At 70.0% G+C, this 24,316-nt stretch carries 22 protein-coding genes; 3 read left to right on the top strand and 19 right to left on the bottom strand.

Annotated elements, in window-relative coordinates; all coding sequences use genetic code 11:
- Nucleotides 1–98: 98 nt before the first annotated feature.
- The 17 genes from CAL29_RS20670 to CAL29_RS20745 all read right to left on the bottom strand — a co-directional run bounded on the left by CAL29_RS20670 (nt 99) and on the right by CAL29_RS20745 (nt 15,526).
- Entirely contained in the window at nt 99–572 is a 474-nt protein-coding gene (locus tag CAL29_RS20670; RefSeq protein ID WP_256977628.1) for a DUF1178 family protein, read from the bottom strand.
- A gap of 49 nt (nt 573–621) precedes the next feature.
- Complete coding sequence (locus CAL29_RS20675) at nt 622–1,365, bottom strand: DUF2968 domain-containing protein (protein WP_094854896.1); 744 nt, start codon at nt 1,363–1,365, stop codon at nt 622–624.
- A gap of 82 nt (nt 1,366–1,447) precedes the next feature.
- Entirely contained in the window at nt 1,448–2,872 is a 1,425-nt protein-coding gene (locus CAL29_RS20680) for a sigma 54-interacting transcriptional regulator (RefSeq protein ID WP_094854897.1), read from the bottom strand.
- A gap of 4 nt (nt 2,873–2,876) precedes the next feature.
- Entirely contained in the window at nt 2,877–5,030 is a 2,154-nt protein-coding gene (locus CAL29_RS20685; protein ID WP_094854898.1) for a TadG family pilus assembly protein, read from the bottom strand.
- A 13-nt stretch (nt 5,031–5,043) separates the two neighbouring features.
- Nucleotides 5,044–5,523, bottom strand: coding sequence for a DUF3613 domain-containing protein (locus tag CAL29_RS20690; protein ID WP_094854899.1), 480 nt, complete (start codon nt 5,521–5,523; stop codon nt 5,044–5,046).
- 13 nt (nt 5,524–5,536) lie between these two features.
- Nucleotides 5,537–6,463, bottom strand: a complete 927-nt coding sequence (locus CAL29_RS20695) for a hypothetical protein (protein ID WP_256977630.1) — start codon at nt 6,461–6,463, stop codon at nt 5,537–5,539.
- 3 nt (nt 6,464–6,466) lie between these two features.
- Complete coding sequence (locus CAL29_RS20700; RefSeq protein WP_094854900.1) at nt 6,467–7,468, bottom strand: type II secretion system F family protein; 1,002 nt, start codon at nt 7,466–7,468, stop codon at nt 6,467–6,469.
- 27 nt (nt 7,469–7,495) lie between these two features.
- A complete protein-coding gene (locus tag CAL29_RS20705) occupies nt 7,496–8,437 on the bottom strand; it encodes a type II secretion system F family protein (protein WP_094854901.1) in 942 nt (313 codons plus the stop codon).
- Nucleotides 8,437–9,795 (bottom strand): CpaF family protein, encoded by a 1,359-nt coding sequence (locus CAL29_RS20710; RefSeq protein ID WP_094854902.1) that lies wholly within the window; start codon nt 9,793–9,795, stop codon nt 8,437–8,439. Before CAL29_RS20710 ends, CAL29_RS20705 begins: the two co-directional genes overlap by 1 nt.
- A gap of 33 nt (nt 9,796–9,828) precedes the next feature.
- Entirely contained in the window at nt 9,829–11,163 is a 1,335-nt protein-coding gene (locus tag CAL29_RS20715; RefSeq protein WP_094854903.1) for a pilus assembly protein CpaE, read from the bottom strand.
- A gap of 5 nt (nt 11,164–11,168) precedes the next feature.
- Nucleotides 11,169–12,668, bottom strand: coding sequence for a type II and III secretion system protein family protein (locus CAL29_RS20720; protein ID WP_256977631.1), 1,500 nt, complete (start codon nt 12,666–12,668; stop codon nt 11,169–11,171).
- A gap of 14 nt (nt 12,669–12,682) precedes the next feature.
- A complete protein-coding gene (gene cpaB, locus CAL29_RS20725) occupies nt 12,683–13,636 on the bottom strand; it encodes a Flp pilus assembly protein CpaB (RefSeq protein WP_094854904.1) in 954 nt (317 codons plus the stop codon).
- Nucleotides 13,633–14,151, bottom strand: a complete 519-nt coding sequence (locus tag CAL29_RS20730; RefSeq protein ID WP_094854905.1) for a TadE/TadG family type IV pilus assembly protein — start codon at nt 14,149–14,151, stop codon at nt 13,633–13,635. Before CAL29_RS20730 ends, cpaB begins: the two co-directional genes overlap by 4 nt.
- Nucleotide 14,152: 1 nt before the next feature.
- Nucleotides 14,153–14,599: a TadE family protein gene (locus tag CAL29_RS31655; RefSeq protein WP_179284123.1), complete on the bottom strand. Its 447-nt coding sequence runs from the start codon at nt 14,597–14,599 to the stop codon at nt 14,153–14,155.
- Complete coding sequence (locus CAL29_RS31660; RefSeq protein WP_179284124.1) at nt 14,560–15,075, bottom strand: A24 family peptidase; 516 nt, start codon at nt 15,073–15,075, stop codon at nt 14,560–14,562. Before CAL29_RS31660 ends, CAL29_RS31655 begins: the two co-directional genes overlap by 40 nt.
- 40 nt (nt 15,076–15,115) lie before the next feature.
- A complete protein-coding gene (locus CAL29_RS20740) occupies nt 15,116–15,322 on the bottom strand; it encodes a Flp family type IVb pilin (RefSeq protein ID WP_094854907.1) in 207 nt (68 codons plus the stop codon).
- A 12-nt stretch (nt 15,323–15,334) separates the two neighbouring features.
- Nucleotides 15,335–15,526 (bottom strand): hypothetical protein, encoded by a 192-nt coding sequence (locus tag CAL29_RS20745; protein WP_094854908.1) that lies wholly within the window; start codon nt 15,524–15,526, stop codon nt 15,335–15,337.
- 710 nt (nt 15,527–16,236) lie between these two features.
- Between CAL29_RS20745 and CAL29_RS20750 the strand changes: the two genes are divergently transcribed.
- The 3 genes from CAL29_RS20750 to CAL29_RS20760 all read left to right on the top strand — a co-directional run bounded on the left by CAL29_RS20750 (nt 16,237) and on the right by CAL29_RS20760 (nt 20,804).
- Nucleotides 16,237–17,814 carry a ShlB/FhaC/HecB family hemolysin secretion/activation protein gene (locus tag CAL29_RS20750; protein WP_094856796.1) on the top strand — a complete coding sequence of 526 codons (1,578 nt, stop codon included), beginning with the start codon at nt 16,237–16,239 and terminating at the stop codon, nt 17,812–17,814.
- Between the two features lie 368 nt (nt 17,815–18,182).
- The gene (locus CAL29_RS20755; protein WP_094854909.1) at nt 18,183–19,997 is read left to right on the top strand and encodes a collagen-like triple helix repeat-containing protein; all 1,815 of its coding nucleotides are present in this window, start codon (nt 18,183–18,185) and stop codon (nt 19,995–19,997) included.
- 243 nt (nt 19,998–20,240) lie between these two features.
- Nucleotides 20,241–20,804, top strand: a complete 564-nt coding sequence (locus CAL29_RS20760; protein ID WP_256977633.1) for a MarR family winged helix-turn-helix transcriptional regulator — start codon at nt 20,241–20,243, stop codon at nt 20,802–20,804.
- A 137-nt stretch (nt 20,805–20,941) separates the two neighbouring features.
- On the opposite strand, the gene CAL29_RS20765 is transcribed toward CAL29_RS20760, so the two are convergent.
- Both CAL29_RS20765 and CAL29_RS20770 read right to left on the bottom strand, forming a co-directional pair.
- Nucleotides 20,942–22,693 (bottom strand): ABC transporter ATP-binding protein, encoded by a 1,752-nt coding sequence (locus CAL29_RS20765; protein WP_094856798.1) that lies wholly within the window; start codon nt 22,691–22,693, stop codon nt 20,942–20,944.
- Nucleotides 22,686–24,314 carry an ABC transporter permease gene (locus CAL29_RS20770; RefSeq protein ID WP_094854910.1) on the bottom strand — a complete coding sequence of 543 codons (1,629 nt, stop codon included), beginning with the start codon at nt 24,312–24,314 and terminating at the stop codon, nt 22,686–22,688. The genes CAL29_RS20765 and CAL29_RS20770 overlap by 8 nt, the downstream gene beginning before the upstream one ends.
- Nucleotides 24,315–24,316: the final 2 nt, after the last annotated feature.

Raw genomic sequence — 24,316 nt, forward strand, 5'->3', positions numbered from 1 at the left:
CCCCCGGCGCCTTCCCGGCCCCGGGGGCTTTGTTCATTTGGGCGGCGGGGCGAAACCGCGCCGTTATTGAAACCGCGCCGCTAGTGCCGCTAGTGCCGCTATTGCAGGCGTTCGTCGTCGAAGATATCCGGCAGTCCGAGGACTTCGATGCCTTCCTCGGCCAGTTCGGCGCGTTCCTCGGGGGTGGACGTGCCGCGGATGGCGCGGTCCTCGGCCTCGCCGTAATGGATGCGGCGCGCCTCTTCCGCGAAGCGGTCGCCGACGTTGTCGGCCCGGCGCACCATCTCGCGCACCTGGTTGAAGATGGCGGCCTGTAGCCGCGCCATCTGCACCGAGCCGGAGGACGGGGCCGCGGCCGGCGCCGGCGCGGGCACGCTCGCCGCCGCCTCCGGTTCGCGGAAATGGCCGACGTTCAGGCGCGGCGCGGACAGGCGCTTGACGACCTTGCCGCTGCCGCAAACCGGGCAGGAGACGAGGCCGCGCGCCTGCTGGCTGTCGTAATCATCATGCGAAGCGAACCAGCCCTCGAAAACGTGGCCGTGTTCCTCGCATTGCAAGTCGAATACTTTCATGGCGTAAAGCATACCGTACTCCCAAGGGAGACGGATGCCGGACCTCGTCTTACCTGCCGCCTCTCGCGCGTTTCGCGCGCGCGGCGGACTGGCCGACGTCGGCCTGCTGCGCCTGCAAGGCATCGATCTGGCGCTGCAGGTCGCGCAATTGCTGGCGCACGTCCTGCTGCTGCTCGTTCAGGGCCTGGGTTTCCTGGCGCGCCTGCTCCTGGCGGGCGGCAACCTGGGCTTCCTGGCTCTTGCGCAGCGCGGCGTCCGCCTGCAGCGTATTCAGCTCGGCGCTGCGCTGGGCCAGCAGGCGTTCGTTGTGCGCGTACTCCGCTTGCAGCTTGATGCGCCGGATGTCCGCCGACGCCAGCTCGGCGGACTGCTGCGCGAATGCCCGATAGGTCGATTCGGCCTGGGCTTCCGAGGGCGTCTTCACCACGCGCCAGAAGTTCTTCTGCTGGAACAAGGCGACGTAATAGGCCAGGTCCTCGCTCTTGAACAACAGGCTGGCGCCGTAACTGCCGTTGTAGGTCGTGCGCAGCTCGGTCACCTGGCGCGACTGGATCAGTTGCTGCAGCTCGGCGACAGTGCTGGTCGGCGCCGGCGCGGAGGCGGACGCCGGCAAGGGCGCGGCGGCCGCGGCGGGCGGGGTGACGGGAGCGGCGGGATCCCTGGCGTCCTTCTCCACCTGGACCACGGCGGGACGCTGGGCCGGAACCTGCGCGCTGGCGCAGGCCATCAAGCCCGACAGGACGCCGGCCAATACCGACATTCGGCCCACGATACGCAAGGGTTCACGCTTCATGCAATCCTCTTCTCTACCCGCTATGGTTCTTGTATTTCGCCTGTTACGAGTAACGGGCGACCGGCAATGATAAACGGAAAACTCAGGGCGCCTCCACGGCTCCGTCCGCCAGTTCCCCCTGCCCTTCGGCCAGTTGGAACTTGCGCATTTTTTCCCACAACACCTTGCGGCTGATGCCCAGCATATTGGCCGTGTCCTGGCGCCGCCAGCCGTTGGCCTCCAGCGCCGCGACCACGCGCGCGCGCTCGGCTTGCTCGGCCGGCGTGAACGGCGCGCGCGCGGCCGGCTCGGCCTCGCGGCCCGCCACGGCGCCGTCGCCATTGCCGGGCCCCGGCGGCGTGCCCTGCTCCAGGCGATCGAACACGCGCTCGATCCGCGCCCGGTCCCATTCGCGGAACTGGCGGCGGATGATCCCCACCCGCTCCACCAGGTTGGACAGCTCGCGCACGTTGCCGGGAAAGCGCGTCCGCGATACGCGGTCTATCAGCCAGTCGGGCACGACGGCCGTGTCGCCCGGCAGATAGCGCTCCAGCAGCGCCTTGAAGATGGCGGCCTTCTCGACCGGCCCGCGCGTTTCCAGATTGGGCACGTGGAGTTCGATGACGGCCAGGCGGTAATAGAGATCGGCGCGGAAGGCGCCCTCGGCCACCAGCGCGCGCAAATGCTTGTTGGTCGCCGCGACCAGGCGGAAGTCGACGTTGATTTCGGCGGTCGATCCCAGGCGCGTGACGGTGTTCTGCTCCAGCACGCGCAGGAGCTTGACCTGCTGGTACAGGGGCAGGTCGCCGATCTCATCGAGGAACAGCGTGCCGCCGTTGGCCTGCTCGAAATAGCCTTTGTGGGCGCCGATCGCGCCGGTGAACGCACCCTTGGCGTGGCCGAAGAAATGCGCCTCGAACAGCCCTTCCGGTATGGCGCCGCAATTGACCGCCACGAACGGGCCCGCGGACCATGAGGCGTGATCGTGCAGCAGCCGCGCGACGCGCTCCTTGCCCACGCCGGTTTCGCCGTGGATCAATACGCTGGCGCGGCAATCCGCGAAGGTCCGCGCCTCGGCCAGCAGCGCGCGCATGCTCTCGGACACCGCCACCAGCGGGCGCGGCGCGCGGGCGGCCGCGCGGTCGGCGGCATGGGCGATGCCCGCCAGACGGAACAGCAGCGCGCGCAAAGCCGCGCCGGTGAAGGACAAAGGCAGCGTGTACGAATAGGCCGGCGGGTAGTAGCGAGGATCGCGATTGCGTTCCTCGGACGCCACCCAGATGACCGGGATGCCCTGCGCCGCCAGCCAGTCGTGGCCGGAGAAGCGGGCGTCGTTCATGACCGTGACCGACACCAGCGCCACGGCGGGCCGCGCGGCCTCGCGCGGCGGCGGAAACGCCAGCCCGGCGTCGGCGCGGATCACGCTGACGTCGTAGCCGGACAGGCAGCGCTCGGCCCGCGGGGCGATGTCGGAGGATCCTTCCCAGACGTAGAGATCGATCTCCTCGTGGATGGCGAGTTCGTTCATGGGCTCAGAAGACAAGCTGCACCCCCTTGCCGTTGCATTGCAGGGACATCAGGTTGACGTCGACGCGGTTGAGGTCCAGGCCGACCTCGTTGTTGACGACGTCCAGGAGGGCGTCGCCGATCGCGTCGAGCGCCGGCCGCAGCGCGTCGAACAGCGGCCCGAGCAGGCCCAGGACGACGTTGGACAGCGCCGCGCCGGCGTTCGGCTTGCCGGCGAAGCGCTTGGCGATCTCGCCGACGCAGCCGCTTTCCGTTCCTCCGTAGCCCAGGGGCAGCAAGGTGAACGTCGCGCAGGCATTGGTGGGCACCAGCGCGCCGACGATATCGCTGAGCGCCTTGTCCAGCGCGCCGGTCAGTCCCGTCAACAGATTGGCGACGCCCGTCAGCAGGCCCGCGTTGGGCTGCTTGTCCAGATAATCGCCGAGCCCCGCCGACGCTTGCTGCGCCAGCTTCAAGGCGGACTGCCACAAGTCGTTCCGGCAGTTGTAGCCGTCCGCGCCGCCGGCATTCGGATTGCATTTGTTGCCATCGCGGGCCTGCGCCCAGAAGCCCTTGGCCAGCGAGGACGCGGCGTCGCCGGACTGCGTATCGCCACCCTTCTGCGCGACATGGCCCAGCAAGAAAGTGAGCGCGGCGTCGGTGAGGTCCTTCACTTCATTGCCTAGTTGCAGGCTCGGCTTGGTGGGTACGGGAACCTTCTGTCCCGCGTAAAGCGTGACCGTCGCCTCCCCTTTGATCAGGGGGAGCGGGATATGGTTGTTGACTCCCATATCCACGTCGAACACCTTTAATGTCAACAGTTGATGGTCATGCAAATCCGTGCCGCAAGGTTGCTTGGAGGAAAAGGCGCTCTCCTGGGTCAGGTCGCCTATGCAGGCGTCCAGCACGGACGTCTTCACGGCGATGGTGGCGAGATCGCGGCCGGACGAGTCGGTCTCGGTGCAGAGATCGGTGAGGGTGCCCTGCCCCGCCACCAGGTCGGCCACGATGGGCAGGTCGATGCCGAAGGACAGCAGGCCGAGCAGCTTGATCGTGGGAACGGTGACGCGCAGGAAGACCCGCACCTGCGCGGAGTAGGCCGTAGCGCCGACGCCGCCGATGGCGATCTGGGCGGGCTCGACGATGCTGAAGGACGGCGTGACGGTGACCAGGCCGGCGATGTCGACGGGTGCGCCGCCCTGCACCGCATGGCCGCCTGTCGCCACGCCCACGGCGGCGGCGATCAGGTCCAGCGCGCCGATGCGGGTGTTCAGCGCCGACTGCGCGTCCGGCGCGGTGATCTCGGCGAACAGGCCGCCGCCGCGGCCGGCCGAATCCGAGCCCAGCGCCACGTTCAGCGCATCCAGCCCGAGCTGGCTCTTGACGGCGTTGACCAGCGTGACGTTGGCGGCGAGCAGGCCGCCCTGCCCGCCCGCCACGACCACGGCATCCAGCAGATCGTTCAGCGACACGCGGTTGGCCGCCAGCAGGCTGTTCAACTGGCCGACGGTGATGTCGCTCGCGACGTCGATGCCCAGTCGATGAAGGAGTCCGGCCGGCGTGATGCGCACGTCGGCCAGGCCGGCGTCGTAGCCCACCAGCTTGGCGCTGTCCAGGTCCAGGCCCACGGCCGCCAGCAGGTTGACCAGCGTGCCGGGCCGTTGCCGGGATGCGAGCAAGGTCGTGCCTATCGAGAACGCCGCCACCGGCTCGCCCGGGCGAGCCGCCACCGCCTGCACGCCCACCGTGCGGTCTTCCATGAAGGGCACCAGGGAAGGAATCGCGCGGTCTATCGTCGCCATCACCGCATTGAAGCGCTGCCCGGCCGTGGGCGCCGCGAGGTGGCGCGGGTCGGCGTCGTTGTTCACGGGGTCCCAGCGCCAGCAATCGGCCGAGACGTTGGCCGCGTCCGCCGGGGCCGGAAGATTCGCTCGCGCCGCCGCGGCCGCGGCCGTCGTGGCCGCGGCGCAGTCGAGCGCGTTGCCGTTGCCCAGGGCCTGCGCGCCGCTCAGGGCGGCGAGGTCGGCCGCCTTCTGCATGTCCCGCTTGACGTAGAACAGGTAGCCGAGTTGCACCCCGCCCAGCAGGACGACCACGGCGAACAGCCCGATCACCGCCGGCGCCAGGATGGACCCGCGTTGGCGATGGCGCTGGGGCAGGATGCGGCGCGGGCGGAACATGGGAATGCCCGGCTCACTGCGCCGACGAACCGCGGCTGCTGTCGACGCGCTCGCGGAACCATTGCGGGATGGGCTGGTTGAAGCTGTCCAGATACCGTTCCCACGACGCGGTGGCCACCGGGCCCAGCATCGGTTGCAGGGGCGCGGCACGGCGGCCGTCGGCCTGGGCCGCCAGCAGCGCGCGGGTGATGCCGCCGGCGCCGGTGGGCCCTTCGTCGGCGGGAGCCGGCGCGGCGGCCGAGGGACGCGGGGCCGCATACGCCGGGCCGGAAGGCGGCGGCGCGGTGTCGGCGCCGGAGACCGGCATGGGCGTGCTGACTTGGCGCACGACGGGGCGCTCCGTCAGGGTCGCGCCGCCGGCCGCAGTGGCTGCGCCAGGAACGGCCGCGCCGGGCGAGGCCATCGTGCCCGTCAGCGGGGCATTGCCCTGGGCGGACGCGGCGGTGGCAACCAGCAGCAGCGCGGCGGCGCAGGAAAGACGAGGCAGGATCATGTATCGCTCCGGTTCAAGGTTGAGTCGCCGGCGCCATCGCACCGAAGCGGTCCATCAAGGGTTGCAGGCCGAACAGCGCGGACACCGGCGCCGGGTCGGCGGCCGACGATGCGTGGCCCGGGGCATTGCCCGGCGCGGCGGCAGTCTCGCCGACCGGACGGCCGGCGGCATCCACCGCGCGCACGACGGGACGGGAAGACCGGCTATCCACGACAGCGACGCTGGCCGAAGATCGCATCTCGTCGGCCAGGCGCAGGACGCCGGCGCGCGCCTCGGGGCTCAACGCGGCCTGCGTCATGGCGCGCTCCGCGCCCGCCGCGTCGCCTTCGCACAGCAGCAGCAAGGCCAGGTTCCCGATCACCTTGGCGTTGGCCGGATCCAGTTCGGCCGCCTGGCCCAGCGGCACGCGCGCGCCCGCCGTGTCGCCGGCTCGCAGCCTGGCGTAGCCCAGGTCGCTCAACACCAGGGCGTCGGTGGGATAGGCCGCGGCCGCCTTCGCCAGGTCGTCGGCCGCCTGCGCGTAATCTCCCCGCGCGCCCGCCAGCAGCCCCAGCCCGCGCCATCCGCTGCCGGCTTGCGCGCCGCCCAGCAGACCGCGATAGGCGGCCTCGGCGGCCCGCGGCTGGCCCGTCAGGCGCAGCGCGTCCGCGCGCAGCCGCGCCAGCTCCGGCGTCTCGCCGAACTGCTGCCGGTAGGCCTCGATGTAGGCCAGCGAGGCGAACCAGCGCCCCTGGTCCTGCGCCTGGCGGATCATGGACAGCACCAGCGCCGGCTGCGTGGGCCGGTTGGCGCGATCGATCTCATCCTGCTTCTGCTGGATCATCGCCTGCTTTTCCTGCTGCTCCCGGTAGACGTCCAGCGCCGAGGGCTCGCGGCTCGCGCAGCCCGCCAGGCACAACAGCGCGCCCATCCCGAGCGCCATCGCGGCTTTCCTTTCCATGCCCTATCCTCCCCCCACCCGCGCCAGGCCGCGCATCACCGCCAGCAGGCCGGCGCCGCCCGTCACGATCAACAGCGCCGGCAACAAGGTGATCACCATCACGCCGGTCATCTTCACCGTGATGCGCGCCACTTTCTCGCGCAGGTCCAGCTTGCGCCGCTCGCGCACGCGCTCGCCGAAGCGGGTCAGCGGCTCCTGCACGGCGCCGCCGTGGCGGTCGACCTGCACGATCAGCCGGCAGATGGCGTTGAGGTCGTCGTTGTCGAAACCGTTCATCAGCCGGCTCAGCGACTGCTCCCGCGTGCGGCCGCGCGCGTATTGCTCGTTGGCCACCCGCAGTTCGTGGCCGAGCACCGGCAGGACGCGCTGGAACTCGGTGACCACGATATGCAGGCTCTGGTCCGTCGAAAGCCCCACGCCCTGCAACAGCCGCAGCAGGTCAATGAGCAGCGGGAGCTCCGTCACGGCCATGCGGCGGCGCTCGCCGGCCCGGCGCAGCAAGGCCCATTTGGGCAGCATCCATCCCAGCGCCAGGCCGACGAACACCGCCACGCCCTTGGTCATTCCGCCGCTCAGCAGCAGGACGCGATCGCCCACCAGCAGCCAGGCCGCGACGGGCAGCGCCACGGCGAGCGCGGCGCGCGCCAGGACGAATACGGCGCGGGCCCGGCCGGCATCGGCATAGCCGCACATATCGATCAACTTGCGGTCTTCCTCCGCGAGCAGCGCATCGCCCATCCGCCCGTGTTCGAGCCGATCGCCCACCGATTGCGCCATGGCCTTGACCGCCTCCATGCGGCTCGCCGCGTCCGGCACGTCGGCGGCCTGCTCGGCGCGGCGCCTGTCGCGGGCCGCCAGCGCCCGGTCGACGACGCGGCGGTTGCGCCCCTGGCGCGCCGCGCGCAGGGCCAGCCCCAGCGCCAGCGACAGGAAGGCCAGGGCCAGCAGCGCCGTGGCCGCCGCCAGCGCCAGATTGCCCTGCATCGCCGCCATCATCCCGTCCATCTCTCCTCCCAGGTTCCCATGGCGCCGCTATACGCCGCGCGACATGCGATAGAGCCAATAGGAGCCGCCGATCTGCAGGCCGACGGCGGCCATCAGCATGCGCATGCCCGCCGGATCGTTCCACAGCGTCATGAACAGGCCGTTGTTGAAGATGATGATGAAAGCGGCCAGGCCGATCGGCAGCAAGGCCAGGATCCAGGCCGACAGGCGCACCTCCGCCGACAAGGCCGACAACTCGTCGCGCGCCTGTTCGACGTCGCGCATGAAGCCCGCCATGCGATCGAGGATCTGGTCGCTGCGGCCGCCGAAGCGCTGGGCCACGCCGATGACGGAGGCCAGCAGGAACAACTGCCGCAGGCCGTATTGCTCCGACACCTGGCGCAGGGCCGCATCCAGTTCCTTGCCGGTGCGCGTCAGGCTGTCGGCGCGCAACAGCACCTCGCGCAAGGGTTCGTTGACGTTGCCCGCGGCGGTCTGGAAGGCCGCGCCGAGGCTGTTGCCTATGGTCAGCAGGCGCACCATGGACTCCAGGAAACCCGGCAGTTGCGACAACATGCGGCGCTGGCGCCTGTCGATCTTCAGCCACATGCGGAATACCGCCAGTCCGCCCAGCAGCACCAGGGCCGCCACGGCCGCGAACGGTCCGGCCGCGACCAGCAGCGCCGCCGGAACGGCGATGGCCGGCCCGAACAGGCCGAGATAAAAGCCGGCGCCAGGCGTCACGCCCGCGCGCGACAGGATGCGATGCCACCAGCCCAGGCCGCGGCCGGCCGCCACCGCGGCGCGGACGCCCGCGTCCGGCGCGGCCCCCTCGCGGGCATCGCGGCGGCGTCCCAATTGCCGATCCAGGAAGGCCGAGGTGGCGGCCCGCTGCGCGCCCGAGCCGGCGTGCCGCCACAGCAGGATGGCGATGGCGAACAACAGCAGCGCCGTCGAGATGCACGCGAGGATCCAATGCCAGAGCACCATCAGCGCCTCCGGCTCCAGAATCCGCCGCCGCCGTTGTCGTCGGGCGCGCCGGCCGGGGGCGCGCCCCGCAACTCGTCGCGCACCTTGGCCAGCTTGGGCGTATGCGGATGGATGCCCAGGCCCACCCAGCGGTCCTTTTCCTCGCCGTCCGGCGTCGTGTACACCTCGTGCCGGTACAGCTCCTGCGTGGCGATCACGTTGTCGCTCATGCCGGTGACCTCCGTGACCGACAGCACGCGCCGCTTGCCGTTGGGCAGCCGGCCGATCTGCACGATGAAATCCAGGGCGCTGGCGATCTGCCGCCGCAGGCTGTCCTCGCTGCCCTGGTAGCCGGCGAAGCCCGCCAGCATTTCGATGCGGTACAGGCACTCGCGCGGGGAATTCGCGTGGATGGTGCCCATCGAGCCTTCGTGCCCGGTGTTCATGGCCTGCATCATGTCCATCACTTCCGCGCCGCGCACTTCGCCGACGATGACGCGGTCGGGCCGCATGCGCAGGCTGTTGCGGATGAGATCGCGGATGCTCACCAGGCCGGCGCCGTCGAACCCGCCCTGGCGCGATTCCAGCCGCACCACGTGGGGATGGTTCAGCGACAGCTCGGCCGTGTCTTCCACGGTCACCACGCGCTCCGTTTCCGGCACGAAGAAGGCCAGCGCATTCAGCAGGGAGGTCTTGCCGGAACTGGTTCCGCCGGAGACCAGGATATTGCAGCGGTGCCTGACCGCCAGGCTCAGGAGGCGATGGATTTCTTCATCGAAGGTGCCCAGCGTCATCAGGTCCGCGGGCTTGAGCGGGTCCTGGCGGAACTTGCGGATGGAGACCATGGGCCCGTCCACCGCCAGCGGCTCGATGACCACGTTCAGGCGGCCGCCGTCGGGCAGGCGCGCGTCCACCATGGGACTGGATTCGTCCAGGCGCCGGCCGATCGGCGCGAGGATGCGGCGCACGATGCGCAGCACGTGCTGGTTGTCCGAAAAACGCGTCGTCTCGCGCGCCAGCACGCCCCGGCGCGACACGAACACCTTGTCGTGCCCGTTGATCAGGATGTCCTCGACCGCCGGATCGGCCAGCAGGTCCTCCAGCGGCCCCAGCCCGGCGAGCTCCTTGGTCAGCGCGGCCGCGACCTGGCGCATCTCGGCCTCGTTGATCGCCAGCCGGCGCAGGCGCACGAAGCTGGCCACCTCGATATCGACGAACTCCTGGATGGCCTGGCGCGTCCAGCGGCCGAACTCCGCGCCCAGTTCCTCGATGCGCGAGAGCAGATGCTCGTACGCGGAATTCTTGACCTCCTGAAAGCGCGGCGTACCGCCGAAGGCCTCGTCCTCCCCGCCGAACTCCACCGTGGGCGTCATGATCATCGCGTTCCTCTCCAGCCGGCGCTCGCGCGCCTGTCAATCGCCCAGCAGCGACATGCGCCGCTGCACTCCCGGCAACCACGTCGCCAGCCAGCCGCCGCGCCCGCCCGGGGCGACATACTCGGCCGTCAGACGTTCCGCGAGATGCTGCACGGCGCGCACGTAGGCGTCCCGTTCGGCATCCTCGTACAGCAGATGGCCCTGGTTGGTGCAGACCATCAGCGGCAGCGTGCGATCGGGCAAGGTGCCGGCCAGCTCCAGGCCGAAACGCTCCGCGATCTGCGCGGCGGTCATGCCGTAGCGCTCGTCGTAGCGGTTGACCACCAGGCGCAGGTGGGCGCGATCGACCTGCTGCTGCTCCAGCTCGCGCAGCAGGCCGGCCAGGGAGACCAGGGCGCCCACGCCCTGGTCGGTCACCAGCCAGGTCTCCTGCGCCGAGCGCGCAAGGCCCGCGACGAACTCGGGATTCGAGAAGCCGCCCGCGTCGGCCAGCAACAGGCCATAGTGCTGGCGCAGGCGTTCGAACAGCAACAGGGAATCGGACAGCGAAATCCCGCGCATGCGCGCGACGTCGCGCGGCATGGGAAGCACGCTGATGCCGCTGCGCGTGTGCGCCATGGCGGAGCCCAGCAGCGTCGGATCGAGCCGGCGCAGATTGCGCACCGCCTCGGCGAAATCGAAATCGCCGTCGATGTTCAGGTACAGCAGGCAGTCGCCCACCGGCCAACCCAGGTCCAGCAGCCCGACCCGCTCGGACAGCGGCAACTGGCTGCCGTCGCCCTGCCCCTTCGCGGGCCGGGCGGCGCCGGGACGGGCCGCGCCGGCCTGCGCCATGCGGTCCTGCATCAGTCCGGCCAGATGAACGGCCAGGGTGCTCGTGCCCACGCCGGGCCGCGCGCCGAGCAGCACCACGCTGCGGCGGCTGCCGCGCATGGCGGCGGGCGCCGCGCCTTCCTGCATCTCCATCACGCGCAGCACGACCTCGCGGACCTCGTCGGGCGCCACGCCGGGATCGACGAAATCGCTGACGCCGGCGCGCAGCGCGGCGATGGCGCCCTCGGGGTGCGCGAGATGGCCCACCGCCACGCGCGGCACCGCGGGCGCCACGCGCGCCAGCATGCGCGCCAGATCGGCGGCCTGCAGGAACTTGCCGGGTTCGTTCTCGTTGCGAGTGAAATCCAGGAAGACCACGCGCGGATCCAGTTCGGCCAGGCGCCGCGCCAGATGCTCCATGCCCGGCATTTCCTGCATCAGCAGGCCCATGTCGCCGATGGCGCTGCTCAACTGGCTGGCCACGTTCGCATCGTTCGAGCAGAAGAGGAAACAGCCGGCCTGTTGCGCCGCCACCCATTCCTTGGAGTGTGTTTTCATGTTGCTTACCTCGAGAATCCCGGCATTTGCTGGCCGCCGGCCGGCCCCAGGAGGTAATACCCCCACGCGGTGCCGGCGCTGTTGCCCACTTCCTCGCGGGCGCCGGGCAGCGGCAGGCTGACGCCGCGCGCGATCGGCCGCACCAGGTGCGGCGTCACCACGATGACCAGTTCGCGGTCGTCCTGCGAATAACTCACGCCGCGGAAGAAAGCGCCGATGATGGGGAGGTCGCCCAGGAAAGGCACTTTGCTCACCGCGGCCTTGGTCTGGCGCGAGACCAGGCCGCTGATGATGAAGGTTTCGCCGTCGCCCAGTTCGACGGTGGTGTCCGCCTTGCGTGTGCTCAAGGCGGGGATCACGGTGGTCGTATTGCCGTTGACGATAGGGATGCCGTTGGTGGGGTCGAGTTCGCTCGCTTCCGGCGCCACCTTCAGGGCGATGCGGCTGGGCGACAGCACGGTGGGCGTGACGCTCAAGCCGATGCCGAAAGGCTTGTAGACCACGCTCTGCGTCCCCAGGCCGCCGGCCTCGGGCACCGGGATTTCGCCGCCGGCGAGAAAACTGGCGCTCTGCCCGGATTGCGCCAGCAAGGTCGGCTGGGCCAGCACGCGCGCCAGGCCGTTGGACTCCAGCAGGGACAGCGTGGCGCCGAAACGCGCCGCGTCGTAGGCGAAGACGAAGCCATTCGCGGTTCCGCCCAGCGCGCTGGCCAGGCCGCTCGGAATCAGGTTCGAGGACGCGCCCCACGGCCCCTTGCCAAAGTTGGCGTTGATGCCGACGTCCTTCAGGGTGGAGCGCGACACCTCCACCATCTTGACCTCGACCTGCACGATCGCGCTGACGCCGACCGTGGAGACGTCCACCACCTTGTCCTTGCCGGCCGCCGCGCGCGCCGCCTCGACGCCGTTGCGGTGATCGAGGACGGAAGGCGACTGGCCGCTGACGACGGCGCCGCCGCCGGCGACGTCGACCCGCGCCGCGCCCGACGCGCCGCGCGCGGCCAGGGCCGCCTGCACGTCGCCCATGACGCGCACGTTCCAGACCTGGGGCGCGGCATCGGCGCCGCTCCACACCTGCAATTGCGTCAGTCCCGGCTTCCTGCCCAGCACCAGCACCTGGCCGGCGCGGTTGGGGCCCGGCGGCAGCACCTTGACGTCGGCCACCTCGGGATCGCCGACCGCGATGCGCGAGGGCGAGCGCGTCAGCGGCAGCGCGTACTGGCCGCGCAAGGGCACCGCCAGTTCCTCGGCGGGCGCGATCGCGGCAGCGGCGCGCGGCGCGGGCGCGGACCGGCTGGCAACGCCGCCCTGCTGCACGGATTGCCGCTGCGTTTGCGGCGAGAGCTGCTGCGCATGCGCCGGCACGATCGCCGCCAGCAGCGCCAGCGCCATGCACGGCGCGGCGCGGCCGGCCAGCAGCGCGGCCACGGATGGCCGGCCGCTTTTCTTCCCGCGACGTCCGATCCCGCCGCGTCGGTCGTCCTTGCCGGTTCTTCTACTCTGCATGCAACATCCAATCTTCAATAGGAAACCGTTTCGCTCTGCCCGCCACGCACCACCTCGATGGAACGGCCGCTTGCCCGCGCCTTGCGCGGCGCCTGCGCCGGCAGGGGCGCGGGCGCTTCCTTGCGCGGCGGCTGCCCCGACAACTGGGGCAGGCTGTCGCCGGCATAGGCGCGGTTCACGGCGTCGGCCGCCAGCGCCTTCTCGCCCACGTCCAGGTCGGCCCGCGCGGCGAGCACGGGCTGGCGCGCGGGGAACAGTTCGGGGGCGGCCACGGCGTCGTCGCCGGGCGCGCGCAGCGCCAATTGCAGCCGGCCCGAACGCGCCGCCAGCAGCAGCTCGTTGACCTGGGCCACCGGCACCGCGAGCATGGCGTTGCGCGGCGCGGGCGGCGGGCCGCCGCGCTGGGCCGCCGTCTTCTCGTCCGCGTCCGGTCCGTCCAGCGACCGGTTGCCATAGGCCAGCACCCGCATACGCGATTGCAGCAGCCGGGCCTGGGTGCCGCCCACTTCCTGCCCGCGCTCCAGCATGATGAACACGTCCACCATGTCGCCCGGCTTGATGCGGTTGCCGGCGCCGACGATTTCGTCGACGGCGATGGTCACCGCGCGCTCGCCGGGCTTCAGATAGGCCGCCAGGCCGCGGGCCAACTGGAATTGCGTCACCGGCTCGCCGGGCTGGATCGCCACGCGGGCCACGGCGTCGGCCAGCCTGGCCGGCGCGTCGAACGCGCCGGCGGGCGTCACCGGCCATTGCGCCACCGCCAGCGAGGCCGGATCGATCCGCGCGCCGGCCTCGATGGCGCGCGCGGCCACCACCACCGGGTAGCTCGGCGCGGCCGCCTGGCTGCGCGCCACCGCGGGCGCGGAAGGCGGCGGCGCCGGCTGCACGGCGATGCGCGTGGCCAGCCAGGCCAGTCCCAGCGCGACCAGCAGCAACAACAGCGCCACGATCCTGGCCACCTTGCTCATAACGTCTCCTGAATCTGCACCACGGCATGCGCGGTCAAGGTCTGCGGCACCCACGCCGATTGCCAAAGCGCCTGGGACAAGGTGCGCGCCAGGGACAACAAAGGCCAGTCCGCCGTGCTGTAGCTGAGGGACACCGCGGCGCACCGCGCGGCGGCATTGCCGGCCCCTCCCGGCCAGGCGCACGCCTGCTGCGTGGCGGTGCAGCCGATGGCCAGCCAGGTCACGGCATCGCGCGCCGCCTTGCAGCCGGCCGACATGTCGACGGCGCCGTCCTGTCCGCTGTCGAGCACGGCCCGCGCGCCTTCGGTGGCGGCGCCGGCCAGCTTCTGCTGCGCCCACATCACGCCGCCCAGGCCCACGATGCCGCCGAAAAGCAGCAGGAACACGGACAGCACCAGGGCGAATTCCAGGGCGGCCAGGCCGCGCTGCGCGGCGTGTCCACGCCCGCGCGGTGCGGCCGCCGGCTGGCGAACGCGGCGCGGCGCACGGGCCGGGAGAGCGGGAGCGGCGCGCATATCAGCCGTTCCCCCGCGCGATGACCATGCCGTTGCCCAGCTTCGCCGTGGCGCGGGCCGACAATGACGCCGGCACGGCCCGACCCATGCCGGGCAGGGTCGGAATCAGGGGATGCGCGCCGTAGGCATAGCTGACCACGACCTCGAACTGATCGTCGTCCAGCGCGCGGCCGCTGCACGCGCCGCCGCCGGCCGCGCTCAAGGCGCCGGCGGGCCCGCATACCGCCACCGCCGGCGCGGCCGCGCCCATCGCGCCCAGCCAGGCCGCGCGATCGTTGGCCACCGCCATGGCGGCCGCCGCGCGCGCCTGCATGGCGCCCGGCCCCTGCTGCCAGCGCAAGGCCATCCGGACCGCGTCATCGGCGGCCAGGTTGAGGGACTGCTGCGCCACGAAGATGAAGCCGTAGGTCACGACCCCGTAAAGCAGCAGGAAGAACACAGTGAACACCAGGGCGAACTCGACGGCATAAGCGCCACGCTGAGCGCCGCCAGCGCGATATACGCCGCGTAGGGCACGCCGCGCCGCGGCCGGCCGGCGGGACCCTGGCGCGCCATGCGGAAAACCTGGCAGAGCGCATGAAGGCCGCCGGCCACGCCGGCCCAGAGCACGGCGAGCGCGAGCGTCCAGGGGCCGGTGAACAGGCCCAGCGCCGCCATGTACTTCACGTCGCCCGCCCCCATCAGCCGCAGGCGCCACGGCACGACGAACAGCAGGCCCAGGCAAAAGCCGCCCAGGGCCTGGCCCCAGCCGCGCGCGCCGGGCAGCGGCCCGGCGACCAGTCCCGTCCGCATCGCCGCGAGCGCCAGCAGTTGCAGCGCCATCGCGGCGAGCAGCAGTTTGTTGGGCACGCGGCGCCAACGCAGGTCGTAGATCACGACGCATACATTGAATGCGACAAAAACCAGCCACCAGGCCTGCTCCATGGTCCAGGGTTCAAGAGGGGTTGCGCGAGGCGGCTACTGGCTATTTGTCCGCCGCGGTGGCCGCGTCATTGGCCGCCTTCACCTGGTTACTGACGGTGGTGAACAGGTCTTTCAGGTTCGGCCCCAACACCGTCAGACCGGCGATGATCACCACGGACACCAGGCCCGCGATCAGGCCGTACTCGATGGCCGTCGCGCCTTCCTCGTCTTGCCAGAAACGCTTAAGCAGTTGCAGTTGCAGTTGCATGATCCACTCCCCCTAGTGCAAGGGTTGCTGCGACACGAAAACACCGGCGACACCCGGTGCGACCACGCGGCCGCCGCGCTTCCCGCCCGGGAACGGCGCGGCGCCGCGAATACCAATCAAGACAAGCCAGGGCGGCCCCACGCTGTAGAGCAAGGCCATGAAACGCGCCTGGAACGCGAACGGGACGATGCCGCCGGAAGTCATGGCGGCTCAATCCAGAACCGCCGGAAGCGGTAATGGGCCGCGAGGCCAGGGGCCATGGCCGCGCCGGATTTCCATCGCGGCCTGCCTGGCGTGTCCGTATAACCTCATTACAGTCTCCCTACCTTTTTGCTGCATCGCATTGAAATTTTATGAAGCAATACGCAGAACAATCTTAACTATTAACAATTTTTAAACAGTAGGGATAAACCCTAGTAATGTTGTATTTTTAGTTTTTCAATTCCATCTTTGACCATAAATTGCTGCTTTTTCGAGGATTATTAGGCCATTATTAACACTTACGCTGTTTTATTTTTGAAATTTTGTGCTTTGTCGACATTTTGATTTTGTTATTGGCTGAGTTACGAATGGCTGAGTTTTTGGTTTTTTGACATGAATAAATGATCGCAAAAGATAGGTTTCACTCAGTTTGAGACAAATATTTAAATACAAATTCGATGGCAATTACCGTCGGTAGCCGACATAAGCGGGGCGGATGAGGGCCTTTCCCGGCTCCGCGGCAATCGGGCAACAAGAGGGGGAAGACGAGAGTGAAGCCAGTGAAGCGTTCATGGACGAAGCATCCCTGCCCGGCGCGCCGAGTCGGCCGCGCCGCGCTCGCCCCGCCGCTGCTGGCCGGCGCGCTCCTGGCGATATCCAGCGCCCATGCCGACGGTCCCTTGCGCGGCAATCCGGTGGATTCGCTGCCGCCCATGGAGAAGCCGGCGCAGCCCGCGCCGCCGCCCTTGCAGGCCCCCACCCCGGAGCAACAGGCCATCGCGGCCCGCCTTGCCCAGCACATCGTGCCGCGCCATTTCGACGTGGCGGGCGCGCACGTGATTCCCTTCGAGGAAATCAGCGCCATCCTCGCTCCCCTGGCCAACAAGGACGTCACGCTGGGCCAGTTGGTGCAGCAGGTCGACCGCATCACCACGCTGTATCGGGAACGCGGCTATCCGCTTTCCTTCGCCGTCGTGCAGAACCAGACCTTCGCCGAGGGCACGGTGGTGGTGACGGTGGTCGAAGGCCATATCGGCGCGATGCGCATCGAGGGCGACATCGGCAACGCGGCGGACCGCTTGCGGACCCTGGCGCAGCCGATGATCGACGAAAAACCCCTGACGCAGCGCACGCTGGAACGCCAGTTGAATCTGATGCGCATGGTGCCCGGCGTCACGTTCACGCCCGCGCTGGAATTGCCGCGCCGCGCCGACGGCGCCAGCGAACTGGTGCTCCAGGCCGTGCACAAGCCGGTGACCGCGAACGCCGGCGTGGTGGACCTGGGAACCGGCATGCAGCCGCTGGCGAGCGCCAGCGCCAATAGCCTGACGCCGCTGGGCGAGCAGACCCGGCTGACGGCCGCCGTGCCTTTCGGCACCGACGACGTGCGCTATTACGCGGGCGATGCGACCGTGCCGCTCGGCGCCAGCGGCCTGGCGGTGAAGGTGGAGGGCTATCACTACGAAGCCAAGCCCAAGGACGACACGATAGAGATGCTGGGCTACAAGCGCACCGTCAAGAACGACCGCATCGGCATCGGCGTGAGCTATCCGTTCCTGTTGAACAACCAGAGTTCGTTGACCGGCACGCTGGGCATGTACGCGGTCAACGCGCAGGACATCTACGACCAGCACGGCAGCGACCTGTGGCTGCGCCAGAAGACCCGCGTGCGGGCCGCCACCGCGGAGATGCGCTACATCACGGTCGGCCCGGCGCGCAGCACCGACATTACGCTGGGCGTGTCCAAGGGAATGACGGGGCTGGGCGCGCAGAAGGCGATCGAATCGAACTACGGGTATTCGGCGACGCCGGACGTGGACCTGGACTTCACGCGGTTCAATATCAATGCGAAGCAGAGCTTCACGCTGCCGGCGCAATTCGGGCTGGTGCTGTCCGGCGCGGGGCAGTTCAGCGACAACGTGCTGCCCAGTTCGGAACAGGTTTCCTTCGGCAGTTGGCGGTTCGGCATGGGCTATCCGCAGGGGGAGACCAGCGGCGACAAGGGGCTCGGGGCGTCGATCGAACTGAACCGCAAGTTCTCGACGGGATGGGGCTATCTGTCCGCCGTGCAGCCCTATGCGCTGGTGGACTATGCGCGGACCTGGTACAACGCCGCGGCGCTCAAGCCCTATAACAATCGCCACCTGTCCTCGGTCGCGCTCGGCGTGCGGCTGACGGACGACAGGTTCTATCTGTTCGACTTCAACGTCGGCAAGCCGATAGGCTCTTCCACCTTGAACGACGACAGCCGGGGGTGGCGGTTCAACGCCAATTACCAGGTGTTCTATTGAGCCGAAGCCGGCACGGCGCCGGCGCCGGCGCCGGCGCCCGGGGCGATTTTCGCGGATACGCGGAAGTCGCTTTTTTTCGATCGACGTTACGTTCGGGCGTTACGTTACGTTGGCCCGTGTTCCCGTAACATCGGCCGCCGCACCGAGGGTTTGCCCGTGCCGTCTTCTCCTCGAAAAGCGGTCTTCCAAGGCTTCGCCGGGAGACGTAATCGTCTCCCAATCGCTTGATTTTCCATGTCTTTATTCAAGGCGAATCGTGCAACGCGCAGCGTGACGCGCGGCAAGACGCAAACCTGGCATGGATTTCGCATCAGTACTGTCATCGGGCCATGTCGAGCCCGTCATAACGAGACAGACTGGAGCGTGCCATGCAAGCCATCGGGAAAATTCAAGACATCAAGCATACGTTGAGCCTCACCGTGTTGACCGCCGCGCTGATGGCCGCGCTCGCGGGCTGCGGCGGCGGCGGCCATCACCATCAAGACACCATGGCCGACAACAACGGCCTGCCCACCACGCCCGGGGGCGGCGGCGATGGCGGGGGCAATGGCGGCGGCGATGGGGGCGGCAACGGCGGCGGCGACAACGCCAACCCCTCGAACCCCAACAATCCGAGCGATCCCAACAATCCGAACAACCCCGGCAATCCCAACAATCCCGGCAACCCCAATAACCCTGGCAATCCCAGCAATCCCGGCAATCCCACGAATCCCAGCAGCGACGCCGGCTTGCTGCAGACGACGCTCGGCAACGCCGGGGCCGCGGTGGACAACGTGGCGCCGGTCGGCGCGGGTTCGCTGCTCGGCGGCGTCGGCCAGGCCCTGGATCCGACCGTGGCGCCCGTCGCCAATACCGTCACTTCGCTCACGCAGCAAGTGGGCGCGGCGACCGGCCTGGGCGCGCCGGCCGACAACCTGCTGGGCCAGGTCGGCGGCGCCGTGGGCAACCTGGGCGACTCGGTGTCGTCGACCGCCCTGCCCGGCAACCTGAACGGCGCGGTCGGCGGCTTGGTGAGCGGCCTGGGCGACACCGTGGCCAGCGCCGGCGGGTTGCTCAATGCCTCGGCCGACAATCCGCAACCCCTGACCACCGTGTTGGGCAATGCCACCAATGCGCTGGGCACGGCCACCGCCGCCCTGACCGCGGACGGCGGCCTGCTGCAACCGGTCAACAGCCTGCTGGGCAAGGTCGCGGACCGCACGCTTTCCGGCACCCGGCAAGCCATCCTGGAACCGGCCCTGGGCAACACGGGCGCCGCCGTCGACAACGTCGTGCCGCTGGGCCTGTCGCAGCCGCTGGCCGGCGTCGGCGCGGCGGTCGACAACACCGTCTCGCCCCTGGTCGGCAAGGTCGCCGGCGCGACGCAGCACCTCGGCGACGCCAGCGGCCTGGGCGCGCCCGTCAACGGCCTGCTCACCAGCATCGGCGGCGCCGTCGCCGGTTCGGGCGGCACGCTGGGCGGCACGCAACTGGCGGGCGTCGGCGGCCTGCTGACCGGCGTGGGCAACGCGGCCAGCGCGGCCGGCGGCCTGGTCAGCAGCAGCAACCCGGCGGCGGCGAATCCCCTGGGCAGCGTATTGGGCAACGCCACCGCGGGCGTGGCCTCGCTTACCAGCGCGGTCGGCGGCGTGACGGGAGGGCTGACCGGCGGATTGACGGGCGGCGCGGGCGCCGGAGGCGGCGTGCTGCAACCGATCAACGGCCTGCTCGGCGGCCTGGGCGGCGTGCCGTCCGGCGGCGGCAACAACGCCGGCCTGCTCGCGCCCGTCACGGGCCTGGTGGCCTCGGTCACGGGGAACCCGGCCGGCGCCGGCAACACGGGCGGCCTGCTCAGCGGGCTGGTCAACGGCGTGGCCACGGTGGCCGGCAACACCGTGACGACGGCGACCAGCGCGGCAGGTGGCGTGGCCGGCAATGTCGCGGGCGGCGTGGCGGGCAACGCCGCCGGCGGCGCATCGGCCGGCGGCGGCACCGGTGCTTCGGTCTCCACCGGCAACGGCGGTTTGCTGGGCGGCATCCTGGGCAACACCACCGTGGCGGCCAACACCTCGGGCGGCGCCAACGCATCCGGCGGCGGCGCGGGCGCGTCGGGCGGCTCGAGCGCCCACACCACCAGCGGTGGCGCCACGAACAACGGCGGCTTGCTCGGCGGTCTCGTCGGCGGCTTGCTCGGCCGCCGCTGATTGCCGCCCCCGATCGCCCCCGATCGCCGCGGCAAGGCCGACTCGCCAGGGCCTGGACGGAAGGCCCTGGCGCGGCAGGGAAAGATCGCACGGGAAACGATCTCGCCGTGAAAGCCTATGCGGAGAAAGGCCGCGCGGCCGCCCCCCAACCCAAGACCCGCGGCTGCAATCCTAGCGGGCAAGCCGCGCGGTGAAAGACAACGAATTGAACGCCACACCAGAACCAGACCAGGAGTCCTGACCATGTTCGAAATTCAACCCGGCAATCATGCGAGCCACGATACCAACCGCGGCGCTGAAATCCTCATGCATCGCGGCGATGACGGCCAAGTGCGGCAGAACCTGCTGGACGACGTCGCCCTGATGCTCGGACGCCAGTTCAGCGCCTACACCGCCGTCTGCCAGGCCACGCTGGCGGCGCAATTGGGCATGCCGCTGTCCGATCTGCGCGCCTTGGAGATGGTGGTCGAATTCGACGCCCTGCCCACCGGCCAGCTCGCGCAATTGCTGGGGATCAGCTCCGGCGGCGCCACCGCCCTGATCAACCGCCTGGAGGAAACCGGCTACGTGAAGCGCGACCGCCATCCGCTGGATCGCCGCATCATCGTCATCCGCCCGGTGCCGGCCCGCTGCGCCGTGTTGAAGCGGCGCCGCCTGGTCGCCGACGAAGTCATCCTGCAGGCGCGCCGCCACGACCACCAGCAACTGCAGGCCATGCACGGTTTCCTGGCGCAATGCATACGCGCGCTGCGCCATGAAACCCTGTCCTGGCTGGAGACGCGGCAGGATCCCGCGCTGGACGACTGAGCGGCTCGCCCCGATTTCGATCGCCGCGACGAAGCGGCGATCGAACCGCCTTCCTGGCGGCCCACGCCCCTTGGGCCGCCGGGCGGCACGCAGCAGTGCTTTTGGATCCGCGCCGGGCGGATCCTTTTTTGCTTTTCCTATGCACCGAACGACAGCCGCGGCACGGCCGCCAACAGCCGCTGCGTCATCTCGTGCGACGGTTCGCGCAACACGCGGGCGGTATCGCCCTCCTCCACGATGCGGCCATCGTACATGATGGCGATGCGATCGGCCAGGTACTCCACCACGCCGAAGTTGTGCGTGATGAACAGGTAGGCGATGCCCAGTTCGGCCTGAAGCTCGCGCAGCAGGTCCAGGATCTGCGCCTGCACCGAGACGTCCAGGGCCGAGGTCGGCTCGTCGCAGATCAGCACCTTGGGCTCGACCGCCAGCGCGCGGGCGATGGCGATGCGCTGGCGCTGGCCGCCGGAAAACTCGTGGGGATAGCGCGTGGCCGTATCGGCCGGCAGGCCGACCCGCCGCAGCAGCCCGTCGACCCGATCTTCGCAGGCGGCGCGCGGCAAGTCCGGACGCAGCGAGAGCACGCCCTCCAGCAGGATGTCGCCGATGCGCATGCGCGGGTTGAGCGAGGCGAAGGGATCCTGGAAAACGATCTGGATGTCCTGCCGCAGGCGCGCCATTTCACGGCGATTGGCGCCGAAGATGTCGCGGCCGCCGAGCAAGGCCTGGCCGCTGATGGACGCGCCGTAGATCAGGCGCAGCAAGGCCTTGCCGGTCGTCGTCTTGCCGCAGCCCGACTCGCCCAGCAAGGCCAGGGTCTCGCCGGCGTGCAAGGAAAACGTCACGCCGTCCACCGCCTTGACCCAGGCGCGAATGCGCTTGAGCGGCCCCTTGCGCACGGGATAGTGCACCTTCAGGTCGTTGACCTGCAGGACCGGCGCGCCGCGGCGGGCCGGCGGCGGGGATGCGGCAACGGGACCCGCCGCCGCGGCCGACAGCGGCCGCCCGCGCTTCTCGAAGGCGGGGATCGCGTCGAACAGTTGCCGCGCGTAGGGGTGCCGCGGCGCCTCGAAGAACTGGCGCGCGGGCGCGCTTTCGACGATTTCCCCCGCCCGCATCAAGGCCACGTGCTGCGCGACGTTGCGCACCACCGCCAGATCATGGGTGATCAGCAAAATCGCCATGCCCATGTCGCGCTGGATATCGGCCAGCAGCGCCAGCACCTGGGCCTGCACGGTCACGTCCAGTGCCGTCGTGGGTTCGTCCGCGATCAGCAACTGCGGCTCGGCGGCCAACGCGATGGCGATCATGACCCGCTGCTTCTGCCCGCCCGAGAACTGCATCGGATAGTCATCGATGCGGCGCTCCGGATCCGGGATGCCGACGCGCCGCAGCCAGTCGATGGCGCGGGCGCGGGCCTGCGCGCCGCGCAGCGGCGTATGCGCGCGCAGGGTCTCGACGATCTGGTCGCCCACCCGCATGACCGGATTCAGGCTGGTCGACGGTTCCTGGAAAATGATCCCGATGCGCCCGCCGCGCACGGTCCGCATGGCGCGCTCGGGCAGTTGGTTGAGGTCTTCGCCGCCCAGGTCGACCTGGCCGCCGACCACGCGCGCCGCGTCCGGCAGCAACCGCAGCAAGGCCAGCGCCGTGATGCTCTTGCCGCAGCCCGACTCGCCCACCAGGGCAAAGGTTTCGCCGCGCTCGATGGCCAGGCTCAGGCGCTTGACGGCCTGCAACATCTGGTGCTCGCCGGCGATGTCCACGCGCAGGCCGTCGACCCGCAAGACGGTATCGCCGCCACGGGCGCCCGCCGGGCGTCCCTGGGCGTCGCGGGCCGCGCCATGGACCTTGTCTTCGGCCCGGTTCACGTCCTTCCGATCACTCATGGCGGCCTCCCCCTTCCGGCCCATCGCGCGAATCACGGCGCGAATCACCGCGAAGCGATGCACCGTCCGGATCGTCGTCATCACCCGGCGGCGAGCCGTCCGGCCCCTCCCCCTCCCGGCTGGTCTCGCGCGCCTCCGCCGGCACGGGCGACACGGCGAACACGCCGCTCACCAGCCCCGGCGCCGCCAGCGCGCGGCGGCGCGGACGGAAGCGCCGCGTGCGCGGGTCGAAGGCCGCGCGCACCGCGTCGGCGAACAGGTTGGCGGCCAGCACCAGCGCCAGCATGAACGCGAAGGCCGTGCCCAGGTTCCAGTAGATCATCGGATCCATGGACATCTCCAGCCGCGCGCCGTTGATCATCGAACCGAAGGAATTCATCGAGGGATCGACGCCTATGCCCAGGTAGGACAGCACCGCTTCGTACAGCACCAGCCCGGAAAACTCCAGCACCACCGTGATCAGCACGATGTGCATGACGTTGGGCAGCAGATGGCGGCGCATGATGGACCAGTCCGACACGCCGAACGCCCGCGCCGCCTGCACGAATTCCAGTTCGCGCAGCTTCAGCGCCTCGGCCCGCAGCAGCCGGCACAGGCCGGCCCAGCCCGTCAGCCCGAGGATCATGCACAGCAGGAAAAGCCGCAGGTCGGCGCGCGCGGCCGAGGTATCGAACAGCGCGGGATTGTTGTCGATGTAGACCTGCATCATCAGCACGCAGGCGGCCACCAGCAGGACGCCGGGGATGGAGGTCAAGGTGGTGTAGAGGTATTGGATGGCGTCGTCGACCTTGCCCTTGAAGTAGCCCGCGGCGATGCCGAACACGATGGCCGGCGGCAGCATGGCCAGCGTCGTCAGGCTGCCGATCACCAGGGCCGTGCGTATGCTCTTCAGCGCCTGCCACAGCACGTCGTTGCCGGTGCGGTCGGTGCCCAGCGCGTGGTAGCCGCTGGCCCAGCCGCCCAGCAGGCCGGCCACCAGCGCCAGGCCCGCGAAGGTGATCCACATGGCGCGCCAGCGGACGTCGGTATGGCCTTGCAGCACGTCGCGCAGGGCCTGGCGCCACTCGCCATGGGCGCGCGCCAGCGCCGCCGCCAGCAGCAGGCCGGCGACAACCGCCACGGCCGCGCCCGCCAGCAGGCCCAGGCCGCCGCGCCGCAGCACGTCGGGCAGGCGCTCCGTGGCGGTGTCGCGCAGGTGGGCGCCGCCCGCCCGCAGGCGCGGGAAATCGCGCACCGGCTTGCCGTCCACCAGCATGGTTTCCTTGGTGAACTGATGGGCGCGCAGGGGCGCGGAATAGGTCTTCTCGGGCTCGGTCAGGACGGTGCCGCGCAGCAGGGTGTCCAGCAGCGAGCGCGCCGCCGGCGCATAGGCCGGCGGCGCGTCGGCCGCGGCGCCGGGCAGCGGCGGCAGCCGCGGGCGGAAATGGACGGAGTCGAGCAGGCCGATGACCGCGAACACCGCCAGGATGACCGCCGCGCACATGGCCGGCCCGTCATGCGCCACCCGCGCCCAGGTGGCCCGCAGCGTGGGGGTGCGGCGCACGCGCCAGGCATAGGCCAGCACCGCGAGCACGATCAGGTAGAGGGCGACGTCGGTCCAGAGCAGAACGAATTTCGGCATGG

It is taken from the genome of Bordetella genomosp. 10 (assembly GCF_002261225.1).
Taxonomy (GTDB): Bacteria; Pseudomonadota; Gammaproteobacteria; order Burkholderiales; family Burkholderiaceae_B; genus Bordetella_C.

Excerpts from the sequence above, each read along its gene's own strand:
- CAL29_RS20680 (WP_094854897.1), bottom strand. The coding sequence starts at position 2,872 with ATGAACGAACTCGCCATCCACGAGGAGATCGATCTCTACGTCTGGGAA.
- CAL29_RS20765 (WP_094856798.1), bottom strand. The coding sequence starts at position 22,693 with ATGAGTGATCGGAAGGACGTGAACCGGGCCGAAGACAAGGTCCATGGC.
- CAL29_RS20760 (WP_256977633.1), top strand. The coding sequence starts at position 20,241 with ATGTTCGAAATTCAACCCGGCAATCATGCGAGCCACGATACCAACCGC.
- CAL29_RS20750 (WP_094856796.1), top strand. The coding sequence starts at position 16,237 with ATGGAGAAGCCGGCGCAGCCCGCGCCGCCGCCCTTGCAGGCCCCCACC.
- CAL29_RS20770 (WP_094854910.1), bottom strand. The coding sequence starts at position 24,314 with ATGCCGAAATTCGTTCTGCTCTGGACCGACGTCGCCCTCTACCTGATC.
- CAL29_RS20715 (WP_094854903.1), bottom strand. The coding sequence starts at position 11,163 with ATGAAAACACACTCCAAGGAATGGGTGGCGGCGCAACAGGCCGGCTGT.
- CAL29_RS20730 (WP_094854905.1), bottom strand. The coding sequence starts at position 14,151 with ATGCGCGCCGCTCCCGCTCTCCCGGCCCGTGCGCCGCGCCGCGTTCGC.
- CAL29_RS20740 (WP_094854907.1), bottom strand. The coding sequence starts at position 15,322 with ATGCAACTGCAACTGCAACTGCTTAAGCGTTTCTGGCAAGACGAGGAA.
- cpaB (WP_094854904.1), bottom strand. The coding sequence starts at position 13,636 with ATGAGCAAGGTGGCCAGGATCGTGGCGCTGTTGTTGCTGCTGGTCGCG.
- CAL29_RS20675 (WP_094854896.1), bottom strand. The coding sequence starts at position 1,365 with ATGAAGCGTGAACCCTTGCGTATCGTGGGCCGAATGTCGGTATTGGCC.
- CAL29_RS20705 (WP_094854901.1), bottom strand. The coding sequence starts at position 8,437 with ATGGTGCTCTGGCATTGGATCCTCGCGTGCATCTCGACGGCGCTGCTG.
- CAL29_RS20710 (WP_094854902.1), bottom strand. The coding sequence starts at position 9,795 with ATGATCATGACGCCCACGGTGGAGTTCGGCGGGGAGGACGAGGCCTTC.
- CAL29_RS31660 (WP_179284124.1), bottom strand. The coding sequence starts at position 15,075 with ATGGAGCAGGCCTGGTGGCTGGTTTTTGTCGCATTCAATGTATGCGTC.
- CAL29_RS20690 (WP_094854899.1), bottom strand. The coding sequence starts at position 5,523 with ATGATCCTGCCTCGTCTTTCCTGCGCCGCCGCGCTGCTGCTGGTTGCC.
- CAL29_RS20720 (WP_256977631.1), bottom strand. The coding sequence starts at position 12,668 with ATGCAGAGTAGAAGAACCGGCAAGGACGACCGACGCGGCGGGATCGGA.
- CAL29_RS20685 (WP_094854898.1), bottom strand. The coding sequence starts at position 5,030 with ATGTTCCGCCCGCGCCGCATCCTGCCCCAGCGCCATCGCCAACGCGGG.
- CAL29_RS20700 (WP_094854900.1), bottom strand. The coding sequence starts at position 7,468 with ATGGACGGGATGATGGCGGCGATGCAGGGCAATCTGGCGCTGGCGGCG.
- CAL29_RS20670 (WP_256977628.1), bottom strand. The coding sequence starts at position 572 with ATGAAAGTATTCGACTTGCAATGCGAGGAACACGGCCACGTTTTCGAG.
- CAL29_RS20755 (WP_094854909.1), top strand. The coding sequence starts at position 18,183 with ATGCAAGCCATCGGGAAAATTCAAGACATCAAGCATACGTTGAGCCTC.
- CAL29_RS20695 (WP_256977630.1), bottom strand. The coding sequence starts at position 6,463 with ATGGAAAGGAAAGCCGCGATGGCGCTCGGGATGGGCGCGCTGTTGTGC.
- CAL29_RS20745 (WP_094854908.1), bottom strand. The coding sequence starts at position 15,526 with ATGACTTCCGGCGGCATCGTCCCGTTCGCGTTCCAGGCGCGTTTCATG.